Source organism: Streptomyces sp. CB01373, from assembly GCF_002803075.1.
Taxonomy (GTDB): Bacteria; Actinomycetota; Actinomycetes; order Streptomycetales; family Streptomycetaceae; genus Streptomyces.
In genome coordinates this window covers 1-22,371 of the sequence record NZ_NNBK01000001.1, presented here as the reverse complement: position 1 = coordinate 22,371, position 22,371 = coordinate 1, and the positions used below count along the sequence as shown (strand labels likewise).

Here is a 22,371-nt window from a genome sequence, read left to right as displayed (position 1 = left end):
GCAGTACTTTTCTGTGGTCATTCCCGTCCATGATCTGAATCCGACGCGGCGCACCCCGTGGGTGACGTACGCCCTGATCGCCGCGAACTTCGTCGTGTTCCTGCTCACGCCAGGCATCGCCGGATCCTTCACGGGCAGCGGCTCGCCGGCGCAGCTGTGCCATCTGCAGGCCTTCACGCAGCAGTGGGCGCTGGTGCCGAGGGAGCTGATCCACGATCAGTTGCCGTCGCTCGTCCCGACGGGCACCGTCGGGGTGGGCGCGCACGGCCCGGGCTGCTTGCTGGGGCCGCCCGCCTACGACAAGTCGCCCGTGCTGTCGGTCCTCACGGCGATGTTCCTGCACGGCAGCTGGCTGCATCTGCTGGGCAACATGCTGTTCCTGCTCATCTTCGGCAACAACATCGAGGACCGCATGGGCCGTGTGCGGTACCTGCTGTTCTACCTGGTCTGCGGGTACGTGGCCGGATACGGCTTCGCGCTGCTCAACGCGGACTCCGCCGAGCCCCTGATCGGCGCGTCGGGAGCCATCGCCGGCGTCCTGGGCGCCTACCTGGTGCTGTACCCCAAGGCCCGGGTCTGGATCCTCGTCCCCTTCCTCCTCTTCCTGCCGCTACGCCTTCCGGCCTGGATCGTCCTGGGCTTCTGGTTCGTGCTCCAGGCGTTCTACTCCTCCGGCCAGGCCGTCGCCGAGTCGGGCACCGTGGCCTACACGGCCCACGTGGTCGGCTTCATCGCGGGCATGATCCTCGCCTGGCCCCTCAAACGAGGCACTCCCCCACCACCCGAACCGGGCCGCATCCTCTTCGGCAGGCAGACGCGACGGGCCTGGTAGGGCCGTACGCGCGGACCTGGGTGCTCCGCGCGCGGTTCCGGCTCCAGGCCCTGCACCCGAGCCGGGCCCCAGGGATGTCACGGCTGGCCTCCCGGGGCCCGTGGCGTCAAGTGGAGCGGGGCTCACCCTTCGCGACCGCGCTTCTGTCGGCCCTCGACGCCAACCTCTGCGCCGTGTTCCGAGCGCCGCGGGCCCTGGCGGCCGGGATGTCACGGCAGCGGCGCCGGACGACGTGGAGGCCCTGAGCGCGAGCGGATGTGGGGTGCGGGCACGGCGAATCGTGTTCGCACCCCTGTCGCTTCACGAAGGGCGCTCGGCCGCCGCGTCCGACCCGAGCAGGGCTCGAAGAGTCTCCTCCAGCCAGGCGCGCTCCGCCCGCTGCGCCGCCCTGGCCATGATCAGCATCCCCCGGCGATACCGGTCCTCCTCGTCCTTGATCCGCACAGGCGTGCCGGATCGGCTGAAGAAGCTGCCCGGCGCGGACAAAAAGTCCAGCCGCCGTCGCAGAACGGCTGCCTGCCGCTCGGGGTCCGGCACCTGACCGAGGAAGGCCAGCAGGGTGAAGAACGATCCACCATCGGTGATCTCGGTCTCCTTCGGCTCACTCAGCCGACGCAGCAGCTCGGCGCGGCCCGCGGGCGTGATCCGCAGAACCTGCCGCGGCGGCGCGCTGTCGCCCGGCTCTGACTGGCGTTCCACATGTCCGGCCTGGCGCAGCCGGTTGATGGCCGGGTAGAGCGCTCCGTCGCTCACCGGCCGGTTGTGGCCGATCAGGTCCGAGATACGGCGACGCAACTCGTAGGCGTGCATGGGACGTTCTGCCAGAAAGCCGAGGATCGAGAGGGTCAGCACGGTCTTCCTTCGTTGTCCGGACGACGGGTGCCGCGTCGTTCGATGGGCGTCGGGCCAAAGTCTTGACTACCTCTATTAGAGTGACACGAATCGAGCTAGCCTGTCGCTGCCAGGCGGCAAGAAGAGCGGGGGAAGAGGGTGACTGTGCGTGTCCGGCTGTACGACGATGCGAGCGATGGTGGACACGAACCGCTGAGCCCGGCCGCCACGCGCCGAGCGCTGCTGGGGCTGGGCATACCGGTCTACTTCGAACTGCTCTCCGGGGTGGTCGCCGGCATCATCGACACCATCTGGGTGGCCCGTCTCGGGGAGGCGGCGGTCGGCGCCGTGGCCGTCGCCAGCACATTGGAGAACGTGCTGCTCGGTGTCATCCTCATGGCCAACGTCGGGACGACGGTACTGATCGCGGACGCTCTCGGAGGCGGGCGACGGGCGGAACTGCCCGTCGCGGTCCGCGCCGCGGGAACTCTCTGGCTGACCATCACGCCCGTCGTCGCTCTGGGCGGCTTCCTCCTTCGCGACCAAGTGGCACAGCTGCTGGTGGGCAGCGGTGACGGCGACGTACACCGGCTGGCGGCGGAGTTCTTCGCCATCTCGTTCCCCGGCATGGCGGTCTTCTTCGCCCAGAACGTCGTCGACGGGATCTTCAAAGGCACGGGGGACACCCGGACACCGATGAGGATGGCGCTCCTCGCCAACGCCTGCATCCTCGTCCTGGACCCCCTGCTGATCTACGGCGTCGGCGGGTTGCCGAAGATGGGCGTGCAGGGTGCCGCGCTCGGGATGATGCTGGGCCGAGCGGTCGCCCTCGGCGTGAGCCTCGTCCTTCTGCGGCGCAAGCGTGTCGGGGCAACCGGAGGTGAGACCACCACCCTGCACTGGAAGGCCGCGCTGCGCCGCATCCTGGGCGTCGGGCTCCCCGCGTCCGGGGACTTCGTGCTGCGCATGGGCATCAGCGCGGCTCTGGTCGGCATCGTCGCGAGGTTCGGCGAGGATCCGCTCGCCGCCTACGGCATCGGCATCAAGCTGATCCTCTTCGCCACCATGGCCTTCTACGCCCTCCGCCAGGCCGGCAGCATCCTCACCGCGCGCTCTCGTGGCTCCGGGCAGAACGCGGACCGGGTCATTGGGCAACAGAGCCTGCTGCTGGCCACGGTGGTCGGTGCCGGCGCCGGACTCGTCCTCGCGCTGAGCGGACGAGTGATCATGGGTTTCTTCAGCGATGCCCCGCCAGTCGTCGACTCGGGTGAAGTCCTCTTGTGGTACCTCCTGCCGTACCTCGTCCTGCTCGCCGGAGTGGTCGGGCTGGGCGGCGTGTTCATGGGCGGCAGCAGGACACGATCCTTGTTCTGGGTCACCGTGCTCGGCGCGTGTGTCCAACTGCCGTTCGCCTACGCGCTGAGTTCCTTGCCGGCTCTCGGCGTCCAAGGTGTGTGGCTCTCCATGATCATCGGCACGGCGGCCCAGTACGCCATGACGGTGCTGCTCTTCCGGCGCGTGGTGGGCCCGGCCAGGCCCAGCCCTCTACTCAACTCGGCTTGAGTACGCGCGCTCATGTCCGGCGAGTCCTCGCGCGGCGAGGATCGGTGCAGCGCCGCAGCCAAGTGGCGCAGCCCGATCCAGGGTTGAGACAGTTACGGAGATTCCCATGTCCCGACGTGTTGCCCTGTCCGTGGTCGCCGGTGTCGTTCTCCTCGGTGGCGCCGGTGCCTTCGTTCTCGCCCGGGCCGGGGAGCAGTCCCCTGCGTCGGCGCACAGCACCGCCCGCTACTCGGCTCCCGACGGCAACCGCGACGGCTCGCTGGTCTTCGTCACCGACGTCACGGAGTCCTCCGGTGTCAAGAGCGTGAAGGTGCTGGCCTGGCCGCAGCAGTCGTCCCTCGCCGAGAAGAGGCCGACCGCCGAGGACATGGCCGCCGCGGAGACGGCCGTCTGCAAGCCCGCCGGGCAGGACACCCTGCGCTGCACCTACACCGTCCGGGTCACCGACGCCGACGCCAAGTCGTCCCCGCGCGGTACCTGGTACGTCGCCGTCCTGGTCACCGGGAAGGACGGCACCACGACCCTGAACACCGAGGCGGCCGACTTCACCGTCCGGTGAGCGAGCAGTCAACCGGCCCGGGCGGCGCCGGCTGTGGCCACCGGATGCGCCCGCCAGGTCCCCTCAGGCCAGCGCGGCCTGTGTGGAGCCGTAGATCGGGAAGATCTGGTCGAGGCTCGTGATGGTGAAGATCTGGCGGATGTCGGGGTTGACGATGACCAGTCTCAGGGCGCCGGCGCGGGCGCGGATGCGTTTGTGGACGCTGACGAGGAGGCCGAGGCCGGTCGAGTCCATGAAGGTCGTGTCCGTCAGGTCGACGATGAGTCGGTGGCGGCCCGCCTGGATCTTCTTGCCCAGGTCCTCACGGATGCGGGGCACGGTGTGCACGTCGACCTCCCCGCGGATCTCGATGACGGTCCAGTCGCGCTCGTCGTGGTGACGGATGTGGAATTCGGGGTGCATGCCTCGCTCAACGGCACAACCTTGGGTAGAGGTTGCGGGCAGTGCCTGGCGCACGCGCGTTCTGCATATGCGCGAACGATTGGCCATGGCTTTGCCGCCAGGACGCGGCGATCACGAGGTCCCGTTGTCCGGGTGCCCGGCACTGGGCAGCCGGATGGTGAACACCGCCCCGTCGCCGGGCTCGCTGTCGGCGGTGACGGTCCCGCCGTGGGCCTCCACGAAGTGGCGGACGACGGAGAGGCCGAGTCCGCTGCCGCCGGCGTGTCTGCTGCGGGACTTCTCGGCTCGCCAGAACCGGTCGAAGACGTGCGGCAGATCGCCGGATGCGATGCCGCTGCCGGTGTCCCTCACCGTGAGGACGACCAGGTCACCGGAGTGCCGGGCGGAGAGCGTGACCGTGCCGCCCGCCGGGGTGTGCCGGAGTGCGTTGGAGATGAGGTTGCCCAGCGACTGGCGGATCCTGACCGGGTCGGCGTCCAGCCGGAGACCGGGTTCGGCGCGGGTGTCCAGGCGGATCCCGGCGGCTTCGGCGCGGGCACGGTGGGCCGAGACGACCTGGGCGAGGAGTTCGTCCGTCCGTACGGTCTCCCGGTGCAGTGTCAGCGTGCCGGCGTCCGCCGCGGCGAGGTCCTGCAGATCGTCGATGATGTGCTGCAGGAGCAGTGCCTCGTCGTGCAGGGAGGCGATGAGGTCCGGGTCCGGTTCGAGCAGCCCGTCGCGGGTGACCTCCAGCCAGCCGCGGATGTTGGTCAGCGGGGTGCGCAGCTCGTGGGCGATGTCGCTGACCATGGCCTTGCGCTGGGCCTCCAGTTGCTCGCGGCGCGCGGTGAGGTCGTTGAAGGCGGCGGCCAGATGCCCGGTCTCGTCCTGGGTGGTGACGACGACACGCGTGTGCCGCTGCGGCGGTTGGAGGGCCGCGGCCGTCAGGGCGCGCAGGGGCTGGACGAGGCGGACGGCGACGACGGTGGTCATGGCGACGGTGACGGCCAGGACCAGCCCCGCCACACCGGCGATCCTGGCCTTGTCACCGGGTGAGAGGTCGAAGCCCGCGGGCTGCCCGCCCAGGTTGCCCAGATACAGGCGGGCCCTCGGGGCGACGTACGGGTCGAGTTGTGTGCGGCGGGCGGTCTCGACACACGTCTGACGTTGTCGGCCTCCACCCAGCCGGAAGCCGATGCCGTCCGGCGGCCAGCCGGGAACGTACTCCAGCATGTACGTGAGGATCTGCGCCCGCCCCTCCGCGAGGCAGGACTCGGCCAGCACACTGAGTTCGCCCAGCGCCTTCTGCTCGGTGGGCACGGGCATCCTGAGTACCTTGTCCTGGCAGTCCGGCGGCATGGACGTCGCCCCGGCGTCGCGCACAACCACCGTACGACCGCTGGGAATCCGACGGAGGCCGGCCTCGCTGTCGTACTTCCGTACGCACAACAGACGCTTCCCGGCGAGCGTCTTCACCAGTGCCCGTTCGGTCGCGGTGAGCCGGTAAGGGCCCACCGCGCGCGGGTCGATGCCGGCGAGTTGAGCTCCGGGTTCGCTGTAGGTGTCGGTGGTCAGCGGGTCGACGGAGGCCGAGGCACGGGCGGGCAGTTCGGTGCCGGGGCCGGCGGAGTCGGCGATGACGTGTCCGGTCTCGTCCGTCAGGGCGATCCGTCGCCCCATGGTGCGGGAGAGCGAACGCACCATGGGGCGCACGCCGTTCCAGCCGGCGTGTGTCGCGGCGTAACCGCTGATCTGCCGCAGGATGTCGGTGTCGTCGGAGAGCACCTGGCCGTGCTCCTCCTGAATGGCCCGCGCGGTGTTCTCCATGGCCAGCCAGGCGGTGGCGCCGACGGACAGCGCGGCTGTGGTCACGGAGGTGAGGAGGAGCCGCACCAGCAGGCTCTTGCGCCACGGTATGCGCGGACCGGGAGTCACGACGGCCGGCCGGTGAGCTTGTAGCCGACGCCGAAGACCGTCAGGAGCCGGACGGGCCTGCTGGGGTCCGCCTCGATCTTCTTGCGCAGGTTCAGGATGTGGACGTCGATGGCGCGTTCGGTGGAGGCACGGTCCTGGCCCTTGGTGTGCTGCAGCAGTTGACGGCGTGAGAAGACCCGGTCGGGTTCCGCGGTCATGACGTGCAGGATGGCGAACTCGCCCGGGGTGCAAGGGATCGGGACCCCGTCGCAGGTCACCTCGTGCCGCAGCGGATCGACGGCGATGCCGCCCGCGCGCAGCACCGGTGAGGCGTCCGCGGTGCGGAGGGTGCGGCGCAGCACCGTCCGGATCCGGGCCAGCAACTCGCGCGGGCTGTACGGCTTGGTCATGTAGTCGTCCGCCCCGAGTCCCAGGCCGAGCAGCAGGTCGTCCTCGGTGGAGCGGGCGGTCAGCATGAGAACGGGTACGTCCCCGTCCCGGCGCAGCGCGCGGCACACGCCCAGTCCGTCGACCTCGGGCAGCATCAGGTCCAGGATGACCAGGTCGGGCCTGCGGCGCCGGGCTTCGTCGAGCGCGGCGCGCCCGTCGTGGACCACGACGGGGGTGTGGCCCTCCTGAAGCAGCAGCCGCCGTACGAGCTCAGCCTGCAGGGTGTCGTCCTCGACGACCAGAATTCGTGCGCACACGCGGTGACTATAGGCACGGGCGAGGGGGGTTCAGGCCCGCGTGCGGGGCTTCCCACACCCTGACAACTTCCTGACGGCGGTGGGCAGGGTCGGGTCGTTCCCACGACGCGGTGCGAGACGTCGCGGCCCAGGACTCCGGTCGGAGCTGACCGGTTCCTGATATGTCTCGTCCAGGCTGTGGATCATGGCTTCATCGACTCGCCGTCCGTCGCGACGGCAGCTTCCGCGTGCCCCGTTCGGCGACCACAGGGCGGTCACCTCCACCCCTGCGGTCCCGAACCGTCCGGGAATACCGGCCGCCGTACTGCTCCTGTCCCTCACCCTCGCCGGATGCGCGGGGCCGGGGGCGGACGCGGACCCGGCCGGAGCACTCGACGCACCGGCCGCCGCGCCCGCCACGGCACAGGCCGCGCAGGCAGTACCCACCACGGGGACGGCGTCGGCGGGCAGCGAGGCGTCCGCCACCGCCGTTCTGCCGGGCCTCGGCCCCAAGACACTCGCTGAGATCCCCGCGAACACGCGCCAGGTGGTGCTGGTCACCGGGCAGGACAAGAACTCCCCCACCTCGCAGGTGATTCTCTACCGGCGCACCGATGCGGGCTGGACACCGGGAACCCCGTGGCCGGCGCACAACGCCCTCAAGGGCTGGACGGACGACCATCACCTCAATGATCTGCGGTCGCCCATCGGCGTGTTCTCCCTCACCGACGCCGGGGGGCTGCTCCCCGATCCCGGCGCCAGGCTGCCGTACGACCAGTCGCATGGCTTCACGATCAGCGGCACCGGCTTCGACGGAGAGCCGCTGGCGGGTGCCTTCGACTACGTCGTCGCCATCAACTACAACCACGAGCCCGGTACTTCACCCCTCGACTGGACCAGGCCTCTCGGCGCGGACAAGGGCGGCGGCATCTGGCTCCACGTCGACCACGGCGGCCCCACGCACGCCTGCGTGAGCCTGAAGCAGGAGCACATGAAAGAACTCCTGCTGCGACTCGACCCCGCCGAGCATCCGGTGATCGTCATGGGGGACGCCGCTTCCCTCACACGCTGACGCGGCCGGGGAACTCGGGGAGAAGGAGGCGGAACGTGCAGCCTTCGCCGGGCTGGGTGTCCAGTTCCAGGCGGCCTGCGTGTGCCTCGGTGATGGCCGCGGCGATGGCGAGGCCGAGGCCGGAGCCCGGTTGGGTTCGCGGGCCGGGCCGTTCGGCACGGTAGAAGCGGTCGAAGACATGGGCCGCCTGGTCGGGGGCGAGGCCGGGGCCGCTGTCGGTGACCTCGATGACGCCGACGGGTGTGCCGGGCGCCGGTGGCGGGCCGGTACGGACGCGGTCGGGGCGGTCCGTGCCGCAGCCGTGCTCGCCGGCGTGAGCGACGCCTACTGCGACGCGGACGGGGGTGTCGTCGGGGGTGTGGGCGCAGGCGTTGGAGAGGAGGTTGCCGAGTACCTGGGCGAGTTGGTGCGGGTCGCCGGACGTCTCGACGATGTCGAGACCGTGCTCGTCGCCGCCGGAGCGGCTGAGGAGCGGTTCGAGGGTGATGGTGCGCCGCGGATGGCGGACGGCGGTGGTGGCGATGGCGTCCGCGGCCAGGGAGAGCAGGTCGACGGTCTCGCGGTGCGGAAGAGGGGTGTCTCCGAGCGTGGCGAGGAGGAAGAGGTCGTCGACGAGACGGCTCATGCGCTCCGCGTTGTGGTTGATCAGGGCGTGGGCCTCGTGCCGTCGCAGGTCACTCATCCGGGACTCGTCGAGGAGCAGTTCGGCGAAGCCCTGGATCGCGGTGAGGGGCGTGCGCAGTTCGTGACCGGCGTCCGCCATGAAGCGGCGCAGCTGCTGTTCGGAGGTCTCCGCGCGGTGCAGCGCGGTGCGCAGGCGGTCGAGCATCGTGTTCAGTGCCAGGCTGAGCCGGCCGACCTCGGTGTCCGGGTCGGTGATGGGGACGCTGAGTTCCAGGGCGCCCTCGGTGATGCGCTGGGCGGTCCGCTCGACGCGGGTGAGGGGGCGCAGGCCGAGGCGGACGGCGACGTTGCCCAGGACGACGACTCCGCCGGCGACGCAGACGCCGAGAACGGCGCTGAGCCAGAGCAGTTTGGTGGTGGCGCCGTCGACGGTGTCCAAGGGGAGGGCGACGACGGCGTGCATCCCGTCGGGGCCCGCGTGGTCGATCACCCGCCAGTCCGATCCGGACGAGTCCTCGGACTCGACCGTACGGGGCTTCTCCGTGTCCAGGTGCAGGTCGTCCGCCTTTGCGGGCAGGCGCGGGCCGGGACCGTCGCCGTTGCCCAGGGAGGCGCGCAGCAGATGTCCGTCCTGGCCGTAGAAGTAGACGCGGTAGTCCGAGGGCAGGGGGGCGTTCCCGTCGGGTGGCCCCGGCATGCCGTCGTCGCCGATGTCACGGTAGGCGTCGGCGGGGGGACGGAAGTGGGACAGCCGGTCGTCGACCTGATCGGTGAGCCAGGTGCGTACGACGGTCAGCCCGGCGATCTGGCACAGCACGACGGCACACGTCGCCAGCAGGCCGGCGATCAGCACGAGGCGGCTGCGCAGGGAGCGCGGCCGCGGTCGGGCCGGCCACCTCATCGTGCGCCGGTGTTCGTCTCGTCGCGCGGAAGCCGCAGACAGTAGCCCACTCCGCGCACGGTGTGGATCAGCGCGGGCGGACTGCGGTCGACCTTGCCGCGCAGGTTCTTGACGTAGGTGTCGACGATGCGGGTGTCGCCGGAGAAGCCGTACTGCCACACCTGCTGGAGGATCTCCGTCTTCTCCAGCACGCGTTCGGGGTGGGACAGCAGGCAGACCAGGAGCCGGAACTCGGTCGGCGACAGCTTCAGGAGCCTGCCCGCTCGTCTCACCTCACGGGTGCGCTCGTCCAGGGTGAGGTCGGCGTAGCGCAGTGGAGGGCGGAGGTCGGAGGTGGAGGCGGGAGCGCTGCTGCGGCGCAGGATGGCGCGGACGCGCAGCAGTACCTCCTGGATGTGGAAGGGCTTGGTGACGTAGTCGTCGCCTCCCGAACTCAGGCCGATGATGCGGTCCTCGACGCCGGTACGGGCGGTGAGGAACAGGACGGGGGTGTAGGCGCCCTGGGCCCGCAGGTCGCGGGTGAGCTGGAAACCGTCGGTGTCGGGCAGCATCACGTCCAGCACGATCAGGTCGGGGCGGCGGTTGCCGGCCTCGAACATGGCCTCCTGTCCGTCGGCCGCGCTCGCCACGGTGTAACCGGCCGCGCTGAGCGCGGAGGTGAGCAGGGTACGGATGCTGGGGTCGTCCTCGACGACCAGGACGGTGTGCCGGGAAGCGGGTGTCCGCGCGGGGGCGTGTGGATCGGTCACGTTCGGGCACCTCGGGGTACGGGCAGGAGGAGCCGCTGCGGGGCGGTCCTGGTCGTGCGGGGCGATGGTAGCCAGGAACCCTGTGCGCGAAAGGCGCGCATCCGGCCCGGGCGGGCCGGCCGGCGTCCCGGGCCGTCCAGGGGAGCGGCCCGGGATGCCGGAGTCTTCAGCCGGTCACCTGCTTGTCCTTGGCGAGAGCCGCGGCACGGTCGGTGACGGTCTTGTCGAGCCTGGTGACGGCGGTGTCCAGTTCCTTGGAGTCCGCGCCCGCGGAACGGGCCTGGTCCGCGAGGGCCTGGAGGTCCTTGGCCGCCGTACCCGACTGGTAGAACTTCTGGTACAGCTCCCGGTAGGCCTTCTTGTAGACGGCGTCGAACGCGTCGGACTCCAGGAACTTGGTCTTCAGGACATGACCCATGAGTCCGCCCTTGCCTCCGGGCATGCCCTGGCCCGGACCGTCGCCCTGACCACCGCCGGGCATCCCTTGGGGCATCCCCTCCGGCATCCCCTCAGGTCTACCGCCGCCCATGCCGCCACCGATGCCGCCGCCCATGCTGATGGAGTCGTCGGGCCCGGCCGTCGCGTCCCCGCTGAAGGTCAGGTTGTAGTCCCAGCCGAGAACGGAGAACTTCTTGGTGTCCAGGTCGTACCACAGCAGGTAGTTCTTGCCGGGCCCGGCCATGTCGTCGAAGTTCAGCAGCAGGTTCTGCGTCGCGAGATAGGTGGCCAGCGAGTCGACGTCCACGTACCTGCCGAGGTCGCGGGCGAACTCCTTGTCCGATGCCTTGTCGGCCCACTTGATGAGCCTCATCACCGGTTCGAGGTCCTGGCTGCCCTTCTTGTTGAGCTGCTTGAAGGAACTCTCGTAGTCCGTCGGATCGTCACCGCGGTAGGTGAAGCTGCCGCCGGCCTTCGCCTTGTACAGCACGCCGTTGCCGTCGGCCACTTCCTGGGCGTAGTCGGTGTCGGGACTTTCGACCATGAGCCGTGTGACGGAGGGCCGGTTGTTCACCGTCAACTCGGTGAAGGCGTACCGTTCGGCCTTCTGCCCGGTCTTCTGGATCAGCGACAGCGACAGCGCCTCGTTCAGCGGCACCTGACTGTTGCTGCCGGGACGCAGCGAGATCTCCCGCTCGCCCTGGTAGGCGCGGCCCGCGACGAACGCGTCGATCTTGACGAGCCAGGGCAGTTCCTCCGGCTTCTTCTCGGACAGGTCGTACTGCATCATCCCGCCCACGCCGCCGGCCCTGCCCGGACCGCCGCCCGCGTTCTGGTTCCGGCCGCGGTCCTGGTCCCCGGCCCCGCCGGTCCCACCAGCCCCACCAGCCCCAGTCCCGCCGGTCCCACTGGGTGCGCCGGTCCCACCGGAAGCAGCGGCCCCACCGGGAGCAGCGGCCCCGCCGACGCCGCCGGGGGCTCCGGCCCCGCCGGGGGCTCCGGCGGGAGCCCCCTGTGCGGCACCGGGCAGGCCCCGGCCGCCACCGGGCATGCCCCTGTTGCCGCGCAGCGACATCAGCGTGGAGTTGCCCTTGAGCCGGATCCCGACGTCGTTGAGGTAGACCCCGTCGATGATGAGGTCCGCCTCGATGTACTCCTTGGTGCCGTCGTCGCGGAACTCCTTCATCATCTTGTCGAAGTCGGTCTGCTTATAAGTGAGTTGGATCGAGTGCGACGCCGACGTGTCGTACAGGCCCACCGATCCCCTGACGTTCTCGGTGATGGGGTCCCCCTCGACCCGCGAGGACGACGTGACATAGGGGGAGATCCGCGCGTCGCCCAGGAAGACGACCATCGCGGTGAGGCCGACGCCCAGGGCCGCGGTCGGCTTCCAGTGGTGGCGCAGCCGCACGGGCAGCCGGTCCCGCAGACGGCGCCGGCGGCGCGCGGTGGTGTCCTCGGCCATCACAGATCGGTGGTGTCGTAACCGGTCAGAACCGTCACCCGCTGTCCGGACGTCCGCTCCTGAAGGGCGCTGACCAGGTCGCCGGGCTCGGCGCCCTTCTTCAGCCGCACCGTGTAGAAGACCTCGCTCAGCGCGCCGCCACGGATCGTCTCGGTGCTCACCAGCTCGAACTCGCTGGTGTACTTGATCAGTACGTCACGGATCTGCGGCGTGTAGTCGTCACCGGCCGGTACCTGGACCTTGACGACCTGGCGCTGCACGTTCAGCGCGAACCAGTTGAACTTGGCCATCACGACGACGACGGCGCAGATCACCACGGCGCCCACCGCGGCCAGCGTGTAGAAGCGGGCACCGCAGGCCATGCCGATCGCCATGGCGAGGAAGATGAAACCGACGTCCCTGGTCTCCTTGACCGCGTTCCTGAAACGGACCACGGACAACGCGCCGACCAGGGAGAACGCGCGGGCCAGGTTGGAGCCCACGACCAGCATGATCAACGCGACGATCATGCCGACGATGACCAGGGTCTGGACGTAGGACTGGCTGTAGGAGACGTTGCGGTGCGTGTACCGGTACACGTAGCCGATGAGCGTGGACAGGATGAACGACAGCGCCATCGCCGCCACGACGTCCGCCACGCTGAACGTGCCGCTGAGTTCCTGCAGATCGAGGTCGAAGTTCACTGTGCTCCTGCCTTCAACGGCGCGTCCGGCGCCGGCCGCCGCGGGGGCGGCTGCTCTTCGGTGGGGGTGGGTGGCGGGTAGTCCGCCTCGTGGATGTGGAAGACCGACCGGGGGGCCAGGCCGAACGCCTCAACGGACTGCACGTACTTCGAGACCCGCACGAGGTTGAGGTTGCGGCGGGCGGCCAGGTCGGTGATCCAGTGCGGGGTGCGCTCGTTGACCTTGACCTCCATGACCGACAGGTGCGGCGGGATCGTGAATCGGTTCTCCGGTGTCTCGATGCCGAAGTGGAAGTCCCTGTCCCGGCCGCGGACACGGCGGTCGAAGGTGACCCGCAGACCGGTGTCCGCGTGCCGCCCGACCAGGGCCTCGCGCTGGTAGCCGGTGATCGCGGTGGGCTTGAGGTCCAGCCGTACGACGAGGTCCAGGACCTCCTGGACGAAGGCGCTCTCCTTCGCCGAGTGCGCCACCTCCTCCCGGCCGTCGCAGAGTTGACGCGCCACGCCGTAGGGAAGGGTGATGCGGCGCTTCTGGGTGACCCGGTTCACCCGCTGCTTGATCTCCACGCACACCGGTGACTCGTCGGTGACGCCGTCGAGGTCGCCGTAGTGGCGGATGCGCAGCTTGCGGCGGAACTTCAGACCGTCGATCTTCTCCCAGTAGAACCGCAGCCGAGGGGTGTCGTAGTACAGGCTCCACACGCCGTAGCCACCGACCGGGCTGTGCGCGTCCCGGTCCATCCGCTCGGCCAACTCGTCCCGGATCTGAGCCGCCTGGTCCACGGGGACCAGGTACTTCAGCTCGAACCGGTTGAACGCGTGCAGCCGACTGGCCACATGCGACGGCTCCTGGCCGACGCGGCTCTCATGCGCTGCGGCCTCCTTCGACAGGAACACCATGCGCCTCCTTGCTGATACGTCGCGGACCGACCGGTTCCGCACACGCAATCAGCGGCACATGATGGGCTCATGAGAATTCCTGGTCGATTCCAGGAGTCCTCGGGATGGCGAAAAAGCGAACGCCGGGAGAACGGGCGCACGTACGGCCGGACCGCGCCGGGGCTGTGCCCGGGCGCGGTCCGGTGGTCGAAGGCCCGGCGGTCAGAGGTCCAGCACCAGCCGGGAGCAGCGGGCGCGGCCGACGCAGATCATCATGGTGTCGTTGGCGGCGCGCTCCTCCGGGGACAGGAGGCTGTCCCGGTGGTCGGGCACCCCCTCGACGACCTTGGTCTCGCAGGTGCCGCAGATGCCCTCCCGGCAGGAGTTCGCGGCGTCGATCCCCTGGTCCTCCAGCGCCTGGAGGATCGTCGTTCCGGCGGGCACGGTGACGCTGCGGCCGGAGCGCTGGAGCACCACCTCGAACTCCCCGTCGGCGTCCGTGTCGGCGTCCTGACGGGGTGCCGCGGCGAACCGCTCGGTGTGCAGGGTTCCCGTGGGCCACGGGGCGCAGAGCCGCTCGACGGCGGCGAGCAGGGGCTCGGGGCCGCAGCAGTAGACCTTCGTCGCCTCCCGCGGTGTGCCGAGGAAGGGCTCCAGGTCGAGGAGGCCGTACTCGTCCTGCGGGCGCACCAGCACCCGGTCGCCGTGGCGGGCGAGCGTCGGCAGGAATGCCATGCTCGCTCGGGTCCGCCCGCCGTACAGCAGCGTCCAGTGGGCACCGGCGGCGGTGGCCCGGTCCAGCATCGGCAGCAGCGGGGTGATGCCGATGCCTCCGGCGACGAAGAGGTACTCGGGGGCGTCGACCAGCCGGAACCGGTTGCGCGGCCCGGTCACCTCGATCTCCTGGCCCGGGCGCAGGGCCTCGTGCACGGCCAGGGAGCCGCCACGGGACGCCGGTTCCCTGAGCACGGAGACCTGCCAGAGGGACCGGTCCTCGGGCGATCCGTTGAGCGAGTACTGCCGGGTGAGGTCCCCGGGCAGGTGCAGGTCGACATGCGCGCCCGGCTCCCAGGCCGGCAACTCGCCGCCGTCGGAACGCCGCAGGCGCACGGAGACCACGCCTTCGGCCTCCCGCACCAGGGCGGACACACGCAGTCGCAGCCGCTGCTCCCCGTCCGCGACGGGTGCCGCCGCCATCAGGGCACCCAGCTCAGGGTGCGGCCCCGGGCGGAGCCGAGGCGGACCACGGCGACCCGGGCGTCCGGGCCGTCGCAGGAGACTTGGTCGTCGCAGGAGCCGTCGCGGGAGACTGAGCCGTCGCGGGATGGGCCGTCCGGGTGCCGGACGTCCACGTGCAGGGGGTCGTCCCCCGCCAGCACCATCGCGTCGGCGTCCGCCAGCAGGTGCCGTCCCTCCACCAGCAGCCGTCCCCCGGTGGAGACGAGGACCAGCACGTCGTCCTCGGCGCGGTCCACGGTCGTGCCGGCGCCGGGGTCGAGGACCTCCACGCGGGCGGTGACCGCGGCGGGGTCGGCCGTGACCTCCAGCAACGCCCCGTCCGGCAGGGCTTCGGTGACCCGCCGGGCGCCGGGCAGTGGGGCGGTGGTGGGGCCGTGGCCTTGGGCGAGCAGCCGCACCTGCCACTGCCAGGTCTCACGGCGGGGCGTGTCCGGTGCGGCCGCGACCTCCCGGCAGCCGCCGTCCACCTGCCGGTGGGCGTTGGCGCGGAGCAGGAGTCTCATCGGTCGTCCTCCTTCGTCGTCACTCGGGGAACTCGAGGGGGTTTCCTCAAGGGTGGGTGCCAGGGGCGCTCACCGCACGGCGGCCAGGAAGGCCTTGGTCCGCTCGTGCCGGGGCTCGGTGATGACCTGCCGGGCGGGACCGGTCTCGACGACCTGGCCGCCGTCGAAGAAGACCACCCGGTCGGCGACCTCGCGGGCGAAGCCCATCTCGTGGGTGACCACGATCATGGTCATGCCGGACGCGGCCAGGTCCCGCATCACCCTGAGCACGTCGCCGACGAGTTCGGGGTCCAGGGCCGAGGTCGGCTCGTCGAACAGCATCAGCTTGGGCCGCATGCACAGTGCCCTGGCGATGGCCACGCGCTGCTGCTGTCCGCCGGACAGGTGGCGGGGGTAGGCCTGGGCCTTGTCCTTGAGACCCACCTGGTCGAGCAGGTCCATCGCCCGTTCGGTGACAGCCGCCCTGGGCTCCTTCAGTGCCCGCCGGGGCGCCTCGACGAGGTTCTCCAGCACGGTCATGTGCGGGAAGAGGTTGAAGTGCTGGAACACCATGCCGATCCGGGTGCGCCGACGGCAGATCTCCTTGTCGCCGAGCTCGTGCAGCTTGTTTCCGCGCTGCTCGTAGCCCATCACCTCGCCGTCCACCCACATCCGGCCGCCGTCGACGGTCTCCAGGTGGTTGATGCAGCGCAGGAAGGTGCTCTTGCCCGAGCCGGAGGGCCCGATGAGGCAGACCACCTCGCCCCGCCGGACCTCCAGGTCGACGCCCTTGAGGACCTCAAGACGCCCGAAGTGCTTGCGGACCTTCTCGGCCCTGACCATCGGGACGAGGTCCCCGGCGGCACCGTCGACGGTCATGACTGCCTCCCGGTGGCGATCGGCGCATGGGTGCTGAGCATCTGCCTCAGCCGTTGCAACGGGGTCGGTGGCAACGTGCGGTTGCCGCGCGCGAACCGGCGCTCGATGTAGAACTGACCGATCGTGAGGACGCTGGTGACGACCATGTACCAGATGCTGGCGACGATGAGCAGCGGGATGGTCTGGAAGTTGCGCGAGTACAGGATCTGCGCGGAGTAGAGCAGGTCGGGCACGGCCAGCACGCTCACCAGGGCGGTGGTCTTGAGCATGCCGATGGTCTCGTTGCCGGTCGGCGGGATGATCACCCGCATGGCCTGCGGGAGGATCACCCGGCGCATGGTCTGCGTCCTGGTCAGCCCCAGCGCCCCGGCGGCCTCGGCCTGGCCCTGCTCCACGGACAGGATGCCGGCCCGCACGATCTCCGACATGTAGGCCGCCTCGTTCAGTCCAAGGCCGAGGATGGCCGCGACCAGCGGGGTGATCAGCCGGTTGGCGTCGAGGGACAGGCCCGGGATGCCGAAGGACAGCGTGGGGTAGAGCGCCGCCAGGTTGTACCAGAACAGCAGTTGCACGAGCACCGGTGTGCCGCGGAAGAACGAGACGTACAGGAACGCCGCCGACCGTACGACCGGGTTGACCGACAGGCGCATCACCGCGAGGACGACGCCCAGGGCGACGCCGAGGACCATGCAGATCGCGGTGAGTTCCAGGGTGACGGCCAGCCCGCGGCCGATGGAGATGTCCCGCAGGTAGGTGTTGACGACGTCCCACTGGAAACGGGGGTTGGTGAACACCGACCGCAGTGTCGCCGCGCTGATCAGCAGCAGCACGGCTGCCGTGAGCCAGCGGACCGGGTGCCGTTTGGGAACGACGGTCAGGTCGGAGTCGGACACCTTGTCGGTGTCCAGTGCGGGAGGGGCCGGCAGGGTGGCCATGTCAGCTCCCGGACTTCAGGAGCAGGCCGGCCGGAATGTCCCACTTCTTCATGAGCGACTCCATGGTGCCGTCGTTCAGGATGCTCTTCATGGCCGCGTCCAGAGCCGGCTTGAGTGGGGAGTCCTTGAGCAGGGCGACGCCGGTGGGCGTCGGCTCGTAGTCGGTGCCGGGTGCCAGCTCGAACTGGCCGTTGGACGCCTTGGCCTGCAGTGCGAGCGAGACCGAGTCGGCCATGACCGCGTCGACCCGGCCGCTGACGACCGCCAGGTTGGCGCCGTCCTGCGAGGGGAACACGTCGATCTTGACGGGGGCCTTGCCGGCGCCGGTGCACTTCTTGGAGATCGCGGGGAGCTGTTCGAGGCCCTGGAGGCTGCCCTTCTGAGCGGAGACGGTGTGCCCGCACAGCACTGCCGGATCCATCTTGAGTCCCAGCGGGTTGCCCGTCTTGACCGCGATACCGGATCCGCCGTTGAGGTAGGGCACGAAGTCAACGGTCTTGGACCGTTCGGGGGTGATGGAGAAGGCGGAGGCACCGACGTCGAACTTACGGGCGGCCAGGCCGGGCAGGATGCCGTCGAATCCGGCGTTGACGTGAGTGACCTTCAGGCCCAGCTTGGCACCGAGGGCGTCGGTCAGGTCGATGTCGAAGCCGATCATCGTCTTGTTGTCGGTGTCGAAGTACTCGAACGGCCGGTAGGACGCGTCGCTCGCCACCGCGAGCACACCCTTGGCCTTGACGTCGGCGGGGAGCAGGGCCGCGGCGGCGGCGTCCACCTCTGCCGCGGCGGCGGGCCCGCCGGACGCCGTGCCGGACGGTCCCTGGGCGGCGGAATCGCTTTCGGCGGATGCGTTGGTGCAGCCCGCGACGGCCAGCGCGAGGGCCGCGGCGAGAACGGGGAGTCGTATCGGATGGCGCACGGGATCGTCCTTCTTCAGGGAGGGCAGGACAGGCGTGGGTGATGCGTCAGCGGGAGTCGGAGCGGCGGCCCCGGGCGGTCGGCGGGTGACCGGGGTGGCGGTGTCCGGACGGTCGGCGGGTGACCGGAGCGAACCGGGTACGGACGGTCGGTGAGTGGTGGGAGCGACCGCGTCCGGGCAGTCAGCGAGTGGCCGGAGCGACCGCGTCCGGGCGGTCGGCGGCCAGGTGGTAGAGGGCGTCGCCCAGGTCGACGAGCGGTGGACGGCGGACGACGGCCACGATGCCGGTGCGGTGGGCGAGGACGGGCACGGAGGGGCGGGTGAGTTCCTCCACGGGGTGGACCCGGGCGATGAGGTCACCCTCCTCGACCTCCTGGCCGAGGCGGACGATCGGCTCGAAGAGCCCCCGGACGGGGGTGTACACGGCGCCGTCGGGGAGCAGGTCGATCCAGCGGGTCGGCGGGGCGGGCGGAGTGTCCGGCTCCGCCGGGAGGATGCCGGCTCCCGCCAGCACCCGGCGCAGTCCGTGGACCGCGTCGGACACGAACGCGTGGTTGACCTCACCCCCGCCCCCGAGCTCGGTGGAGATCATCGCGACCCCGGCGTCGTCGGCCGCGGTGGAGAGCGAGCCGGGCTCGAACCGCGCGGGGACGGCCATCGTCCACGGCAGTCCCATCCGTTCCGTCAGCCGCAGCTTGGCCTGCCACGCCTCGGCGTCGGGGCCCTCGTAGACGAACACCGACGGGAGGTAGTGGCTGGTCGAACCGCCGGAGTGCAGGTCCATCGCCAGGTCCGCGTGCGGCAGGAGTTCGCCGGCCAGGGCGTGGGCGAGCTGGTCCGTGGGACCGCCCGAACCGTTCCCGGGATAGCTGCGGTTGAGGTTCCCGCCGTCGAGCGGGGAGACCCGGGACGCGGTACGGACCGCGGGCAGGTTCAGCGCCGGCAGGACGATGAGCCGGCCGGTCAGCCGCTCGGGATCGGTCTCACGCAGCAGGCGGTGCAGGACCACCTGCCCCTCGTACTCGTCGCCGTGGGTACCGGCGACGAGCAGGGCCGTCGGGCCGGGCTCGCCGGAGAGCACCGCGACCGGGACGGGGATGACGCCGTTGTCGTGCCGGTTGTCCGAGTGGGTGAGGTGGAGGGCGCCGACCTGGCGCCCCGGTGCGTCGAGGTCGATTCCGTACAGGCGTGCCACAGCCGTCAGCCCTTCGTGCCCTGGTCGGCGGCCTGTTCGGCGGCGAGCAGCCGGCCCAGGATCCGGCGGGCCTTGGCGACACCGGCGTCCTGCCCGATGAGCACGTCGTGCTCGGCGTCGGGGCGCTCCCGCATCCCGATCTCCTGCTCGCGCAGCGCGTCGGCGTCCTCGCGCAGCACGGTTTCGAGGCCGACCTCCAGTTCCTTGGTGGCCCACTCGGCGTCGACCGCGAAGTTGCGGCTGAAGGCGTAGTAGTACCAGGTGGTCCGCTCGTCGACCGGGGTGATCCCGTTGAGCACCTTGATGAGGTGGCCCTCCTCACGCGGGCGCCCCTGGGCCGTGATGCCGGAGTGCAGCACGTGGTAGCCCGGGATGTGGAACTCGGTGGCGTGGAACCGGTCGTACAGGCCCTCGGTGCCCATGGTCCGCGCGTACAGCGGCGGCGCCTCGACACCGGGCATGAAGCGGTCCACGGTCACGACGGTGCCGTCCACCTCGACGGTGATGCCGTACTCGGGGATGTAGTCGTCACCGACGGTCGTCTTGTGCAGGAACGTTTCGTGGGTGAGGTCGAGCAGGTTGTCGTGGATGAGGTCGTGGCGGCACTCGAAGAGCATCGTGTGGGTGACCGTCGCCCACGCGGGGTCGTTCATCCAGTGCGTGTCGGGGACCAGGCTCTCGTCGGCGAGGTCCTCGTCGCCGGTCCACACCCAGATCCAGCCGTCCTTCTCCACCACCGGGTAGCGGCGCACGCGGGCCCGGGCGGGGATGGCGGCCTGGGCTGGGACGCGGGTGCACACGCCGTCGGGCCCGTAGGCGAAACCGTGGTAGCCGCACTCGACGGAGTCCCCCACGGTGCGGCCTGCGGACAGCGGGTAGGCGCGGTGGGCGCAGCGGTCGGCGAGAGCCACGGCCGCGCCGTCCTGGGTGCGGTACAGCACGAGGGGTTGCTTGCAGACGACCCGGCGTACGGGCTCGCGGGTGACTTCGGTGGACCAGGCAGCGACATACCAGGTGTTCAGAACGAACACGGCCAGACCTCCTCTGGATGCAGTGCGCACACCGTATACAGTGAGTTCAGGGAAGACAACGGTCCGCGCGAGGTGGAATTCTTCGGCGGAGCGGACACCGAGAATCGCGCGGGAACGGCCCTCAAGGACGGAGAGCAGACGTGCAGCCTTTGCGGAGCGACCCCAGGGACACCAGGCCGTTGGGCGTCCGGGTGTACGAGCGACTCCGCGACGAGATCGTCTCGGGCAGCCTGGAGGCCGACGCCACCCTGGTGCAGGAGCAGGTCGCGGAGCGGCTGGGCGTGTCCCGCACCCCGGTACGGGACGCGCTGAACCGCCTCGCCCACGAGGGGCTGGTCACCTGGCTTCCCGGCAGCGGATACATCGTCAACGCCCTGCAGCCCAAGGACATCGCCGAGGTCTACCAGGTGCGGCAGTCCCTGGAGACGCTGGCCCTGCGGCTGGCCTGCGGCCGGCACGACCGGGCCCGGCTGGCCCGGCTGGCGGCGGTCATCGAGGAGATGGCGGACACGGATCCGGCCGACGCGGCGGCACAGTTCGAACTCAACCGGTCCTTTCACCGGCTGCTGATCGAGCCCTGCGACAACGCGCTGCTCCTGCGGATGATCGACACCCTCTGGGACCACCCGGTCAACCGCCGCATCACCCGCTCCTACGTCCACGAGCCGGGGAGCGTGCCGGTGATGGTGAGCGAGCACCGCGCCATCCTGGAGGCCGCCCGCGCGGCGGACGGGGACGGCCTGGCCCGCCTGGCGACCGAGCACATGTACGCCGGCTACCGGCAGACCCTGCCGGCGGACAGCGGCCTGGACCTGGTACCGCGGCCGGAGTCGGAGAATCCTGACTGAGGACGGGCCGCCTCACGCGGAGGGCAGGTCGAGTTCGGCGCGGACGGTCTTGCCGGGCAGCGCCACGCCCCGGCACACGCGGTCCAGCACCTCCCACCGGTCGGCGAGCGCGTCGACGAGGAACAGGCCCCGGCCGGTCTCGTCGAGCAGCGCCGGGGCCGTGGCCTCTTCACGCGCGGGCGGCCGGCGTTCACCGCGAGTGTCGGACACCTCGATGCGCAGCCGGGCGCCCGGGGTGTGCGTCAGGCGAAGTTCGAAGTCGCGGCCCGGTACGCGGCCGTGGGTCACGGCGTTGGCGGCCAGCTCGCCGACGATCGTGGCGGCGGCGTCGGAGAGCGGGGTGCCGTGCGGGACGCCCCAGGCGTGCAGCTGGACGAGAGCGAGGTGCCGGGCGAGGCGGGCGCCGAGCGGGGTGGAGCTGAAGCACTGGGTGAACGTACGTACAGTAACCGGCCGTTGAGGCGCGGATGGTGCGGTCATGGGCCCAATCTGGCGCCCCGGAACGGCCTTTCACCAGGCAGACACCGCGTACGTCGCGACGGCGTACACGGTCACGGCGCAGGCAGTACATGTGACTATCCGTGAGCGCGTTCGTTGTTCGATGTGTACGGCGGGGCGCGGGTGCACGGGAGGTGGCCGATGGCGGCGGACAGCTTGGCGGGAACGGGCACGGGCGGCGAGCCCGAGTGCTCGGACAGTCTGCGGACGTTCGGCGCGGTGGTCCAGGCGTTGCGCGAGCACGCCGGCCTGACCCGGGCGGAGCTGGGCGAACTGGTCCGCTTCTCCAAACACACGGTGGCATCGGTGGAGTTGGGCCGCCGCATGCCGGATCCCACCTTCGTGGAACAGGCGGAGCAGGCCCTGGGCAACACGGGCGCGCTACGGAAGGCCGCGAGCCATTTGACCCGGCAGCCGGGACTTGCGGCGTGGTTCCGGCAGTGGGCGCGGCTGGAGGGGACGGCGATCAGCCTGTGCACGTACGAATGCCGGGTCGTGCCAGGCCTGTTGCAGACGGAGGGGTACGCGCGGGCGGTGTCGTTGAGTGTGCCGCCGCTGCCGGACGAGGAGGAGATGAACGCGCGGATCGCTGCGCGGCTGGCTCGGCAGGAGCTGCTGTCGGCCAAGCGAAAGCCCCCGGCGGCGTTCAGTTTCATCCTGGAACAGGCTGTGCTGGAGCGGTACACGGGCGGGGAGGAGGTGACGCGGGGATGGTGTCCCACCGAGTGGTGTAACAGCGATCTCTGCATAGCCCCTGGCCATGGGGCGG

23 protein-coding genes are annotated in these 22,371 nt (G+C 70.4%); 6 read left to right on the top strand and 17 right to left on the bottom strand.

What is annotated here, in order from left to right:
• Positions 1 to 13: 13 nt before the first annotated feature.
• Positions 14 to 832 carry a rhomboid family intramembrane serine protease gene (locus CG719_RS00115; protein ID WP_100566364.1) on the top strand — a complete coding sequence of 273 codons (819 nt, stop codon included), beginning with the start codon at positions 14 to 16 and terminating at the stop codon, positions 830 to 832.
• Between the two features lie 300 nt (positions 833 to 1,132).
• On the opposite strand, the gene CG719_RS00110 is transcribed toward CG719_RS00115, so the two are convergent.
• Entirely contained in the window at positions 1,133 to 1,684 is a 552-nt protein-coding gene (locus CG719_RS00110; RefSeq protein ID WP_100566363.1) for a PadR family transcriptional regulator, read from the bottom strand.
• A 144-nt stretch (positions 1,685 to 1,828) separates the two neighbouring features.
• Between CG719_RS00110 and CG719_RS00105 the strand changes: the two genes are divergently transcribed.
• Both CG719_RS00105 and CG719_RS00100 read left to right on the top strand, forming a co-directional pair.
• Positions 1,829 to 3,226: an MATE family efflux transporter gene (locus CG719_RS00105; RefSeq protein ID WP_234375377.1), complete on the top strand. Its 1,398-nt coding sequence runs from the start codon at positions 1,829 to 1,831 to the stop codon at positions 3,224 to 3,226.
• Between the two features lie 106 nt (positions 3,227 to 3,332).
• Positions 3,333 to 3,785 (top strand): DUF5707 domain-containing protein, encoded by a 453-nt coding sequence (locus tag CG719_RS00100; RefSeq protein ID WP_100566362.1) that lies wholly within the window; start codon positions 3,333 to 3,335, stop codon positions 3,783 to 3,785.
• A 63-nt stretch (positions 3,786 to 3,848) separates the two neighbouring features.
• On the opposite strand, the gene CG719_RS00095 is transcribed toward CG719_RS00100, so the two are convergent.
• From CG719_RS00095 to CG719_RS00085, 3 genes are all read right to left on the bottom strand, one after another.
• Positions 3,849 to 4,187, bottom strand: coding sequence for an STAS domain-containing protein (locus CG719_RS00095; RefSeq protein WP_100566361.1), 339 nt, complete (start codon positions 4,185 to 4,187; stop codon positions 3,849 to 3,851).
• Positions 4,188 to 4,298: 111 nt separating this feature from the next.
• Positions 4,299 to 6,038 carry a sensor histidine kinase gene (locus CG719_RS00090; protein WP_234375355.1) on the bottom strand — a complete coding sequence of 580 codons (1,740 nt, stop codon included), beginning with the start codon at positions 6,036 to 6,038 and terminating at the stop codon, positions 4,299 to 4,301.
• A gap of 59 nt (positions 6,039 to 6,097) precedes the next feature.
• Complete coding sequence (locus CG719_RS00085; RefSeq protein WP_199836447.1) at positions 6,098 to 6,787, bottom strand: response regulator transcription factor; 690 nt, start codon at positions 6,785 to 6,787, stop codon at positions 6,098 to 6,100.
• A 184-nt stretch (positions 6,788 to 6,971) separates the two neighbouring features.
• Between CG719_RS00085 and CG719_RS00080 the strand changes: the two genes are divergently transcribed.
• A complete protein-coding gene (locus tag CG719_RS00080; protein WP_234375354.1) occupies positions 6,972 to 7,838 on the top strand; it encodes a L,D-transpeptidase family protein in 867 nt (288 codons plus the stop codon).
• Here CG719_RS00080 and CG719_RS00075 read toward each other — a convergent pair.
• The 12 genes from CG719_RS00075 to CG719_RS00020 all read right to left on the bottom strand — a co-directional run bounded on the left by CG719_RS00075 (position 7,828) and on the right by CG719_RS00020 (position 20,256).
• On the bottom strand, positions 7,828 to 9,363 hold the full coding sequence (locus tag CG719_RS00075; protein WP_100566359.1) for a sensor histidine kinase: 1,536 nt from the start codon (positions 9,361 to 9,363) through the stop codon (positions 7,828 to 7,830). The two genes, CG719_RS00080 and CG719_RS00075, sit on opposite strands and share 11 nt — an antisense overlap.
• On the bottom strand, positions 9,360 to 10,112 hold the full coding sequence (locus tag CG719_RS00070) for a response regulator transcription factor (RefSeq protein WP_100566358.1): 753 nt from the start codon (positions 10,110 to 10,112) through the stop codon (positions 9,360 to 9,362). Before CG719_RS00070 ends, CG719_RS00075 begins: the two co-directional genes overlap by 4 nt.
• Before the next feature lie 166 nt (positions 10,113 to 10,278).
• Positions 10,279 to 12,015, bottom strand: coding sequence for a CotH kinase family protein (locus tag CG719_RS00065; RefSeq protein WP_100566357.1), 1,737 nt, complete (start codon positions 12,013 to 12,015; stop codon positions 10,279 to 10,281).
• Complete coding sequence (locus tag CG719_RS00060; RefSeq protein ID WP_100566356.1) at positions 12,015 to 12,698, bottom strand: DUF4956 domain-containing protein; 684 nt, start codon at positions 12,696 to 12,698, stop codon at positions 12,015 to 12,017. The genes CG719_RS00065 and CG719_RS00060 overlap by 1 nt, the downstream gene beginning before the upstream one ends.
• Positions 12,695 to 13,534, bottom strand: coding sequence for a polyphosphate polymerase domain-containing protein (locus CG719_RS00055; RefSeq protein ID WP_234375376.1), 840 nt, complete (start codon positions 13,532 to 13,534; stop codon positions 12,695 to 12,697). The genes CG719_RS00060 and CG719_RS00055 overlap by 4 nt, the downstream gene beginning before the upstream one ends.
• A gap of 264 nt (positions 13,535 to 13,798) precedes the next feature.
• Positions 13,799 to 14,773, bottom strand: coding sequence for a PDR/VanB family oxidoreductase (locus tag CG719_RS00050; protein ID WP_100566354.1), 975 nt, complete (start codon positions 14,771 to 14,773; stop codon positions 13,799 to 13,801).
• The gene (locus CG719_RS00045; protein ID WP_100566353.1) at positions 14,773 to 15,318 is read right to left on the bottom strand and encodes a hypothetical protein; all 546 of its coding nucleotides are present in this window, start codon (positions 15,316 to 15,318) and stop codon (positions 14,773 to 14,775) included. The genes CG719_RS00050 and CG719_RS00045 overlap by 1 nt, the downstream gene beginning before the upstream one ends.
• 69 nt (positions 15,319 to 15,387) lie before the next feature.
• The gene (locus tag CG719_RS00040) at positions 15,388 to 16,176 is read right to left on the bottom strand and encodes an amino acid ABC transporter ATP-binding protein (RefSeq protein WP_324838176.1); all 789 of its coding nucleotides are present in this window, start codon (positions 16,174 to 16,176) and stop codon (positions 15,388 to 15,390) included.
• Complete coding sequence (locus CG719_RS00035) at positions 16,173 to 17,111, bottom strand: amino acid ABC transporter permease (protein ID WP_100566352.1); 939 nt, start codon at positions 17,109 to 17,111, stop codon at positions 16,173 to 16,175. Before CG719_RS00035 ends, CG719_RS00040 begins: the two co-directional genes overlap by 4 nt.
• Position 17,112: 1 nt before the next feature.
• A complete protein-coding gene (locus CG719_RS00030) occupies positions 17,113 to 18,030 on the bottom strand; it encodes an ABC transporter substrate-binding protein (protein WP_100566351.1) in 918 nt (305 codons plus the stop codon).
• A gap of 181 nt (positions 18,031 to 18,211) precedes the next feature.
• Positions 18,212 to 19,225, bottom strand: a complete 1,014-nt coding sequence (locus tag CG719_RS00025; protein ID WP_199836446.1) for a succinylglutamate desuccinylase/aspartoacylase family protein — start codon at positions 19,223 to 19,225, stop codon at positions 18,212 to 18,214.
• A gap of 5 nt (positions 19,226 to 19,230) precedes the next feature.
• Positions 19,231 to 20,256 (bottom strand): aromatic ring-hydroxylating dioxygenase subunit alpha, encoded by a 1,026-nt coding sequence (locus CG719_RS00020; protein ID WP_199836445.1) that lies wholly within the window; start codon positions 20,254 to 20,256, stop codon positions 19,231 to 19,233.
• 140 nt (positions 20,257 to 20,396) lie between these two features.
• On the opposite strand from CG719_RS00020, the gene CG719_RS00015 reads away from it, so the two are divergent.
• The gene (locus tag CG719_RS00015; RefSeq protein ID WP_100566350.1) at positions 20,397 to 21,104 is read left to right on the top strand and encodes a GntR family transcriptional regulator; all 708 of its coding nucleotides are present in this window, start codon (positions 20,397 to 20,399) and stop codon (positions 21,102 to 21,104) included.
• A gap of 12 nt (positions 21,105 to 21,116) precedes the next feature.
• Here the strand turns inward: CG719_RS00015 and CG719_RS00010 are convergent, their stop codons facing one another.
• The gene (locus tag CG719_RS00010) at positions 21,117 to 21,584 is read right to left on the bottom strand and encodes an ATP-binding protein (protein ID WP_100566349.1); all 468 of its coding nucleotides are present in this window, start codon (positions 21,582 to 21,584) and stop codon (positions 21,117 to 21,119) included.
• A 159-nt stretch (positions 21,585 to 21,743) separates the two neighbouring features.
• Here CG719_RS00010 and CG719_RS00005 point away from each other — a divergent pair.
• Positions 21,744 to 22,371: helix-turn-helix domain-containing protein (locus CG719_RS00005; protein ID WP_100566348.1), on the top strand; the 628-nt coding region annotated here is incomplete at its 3' end.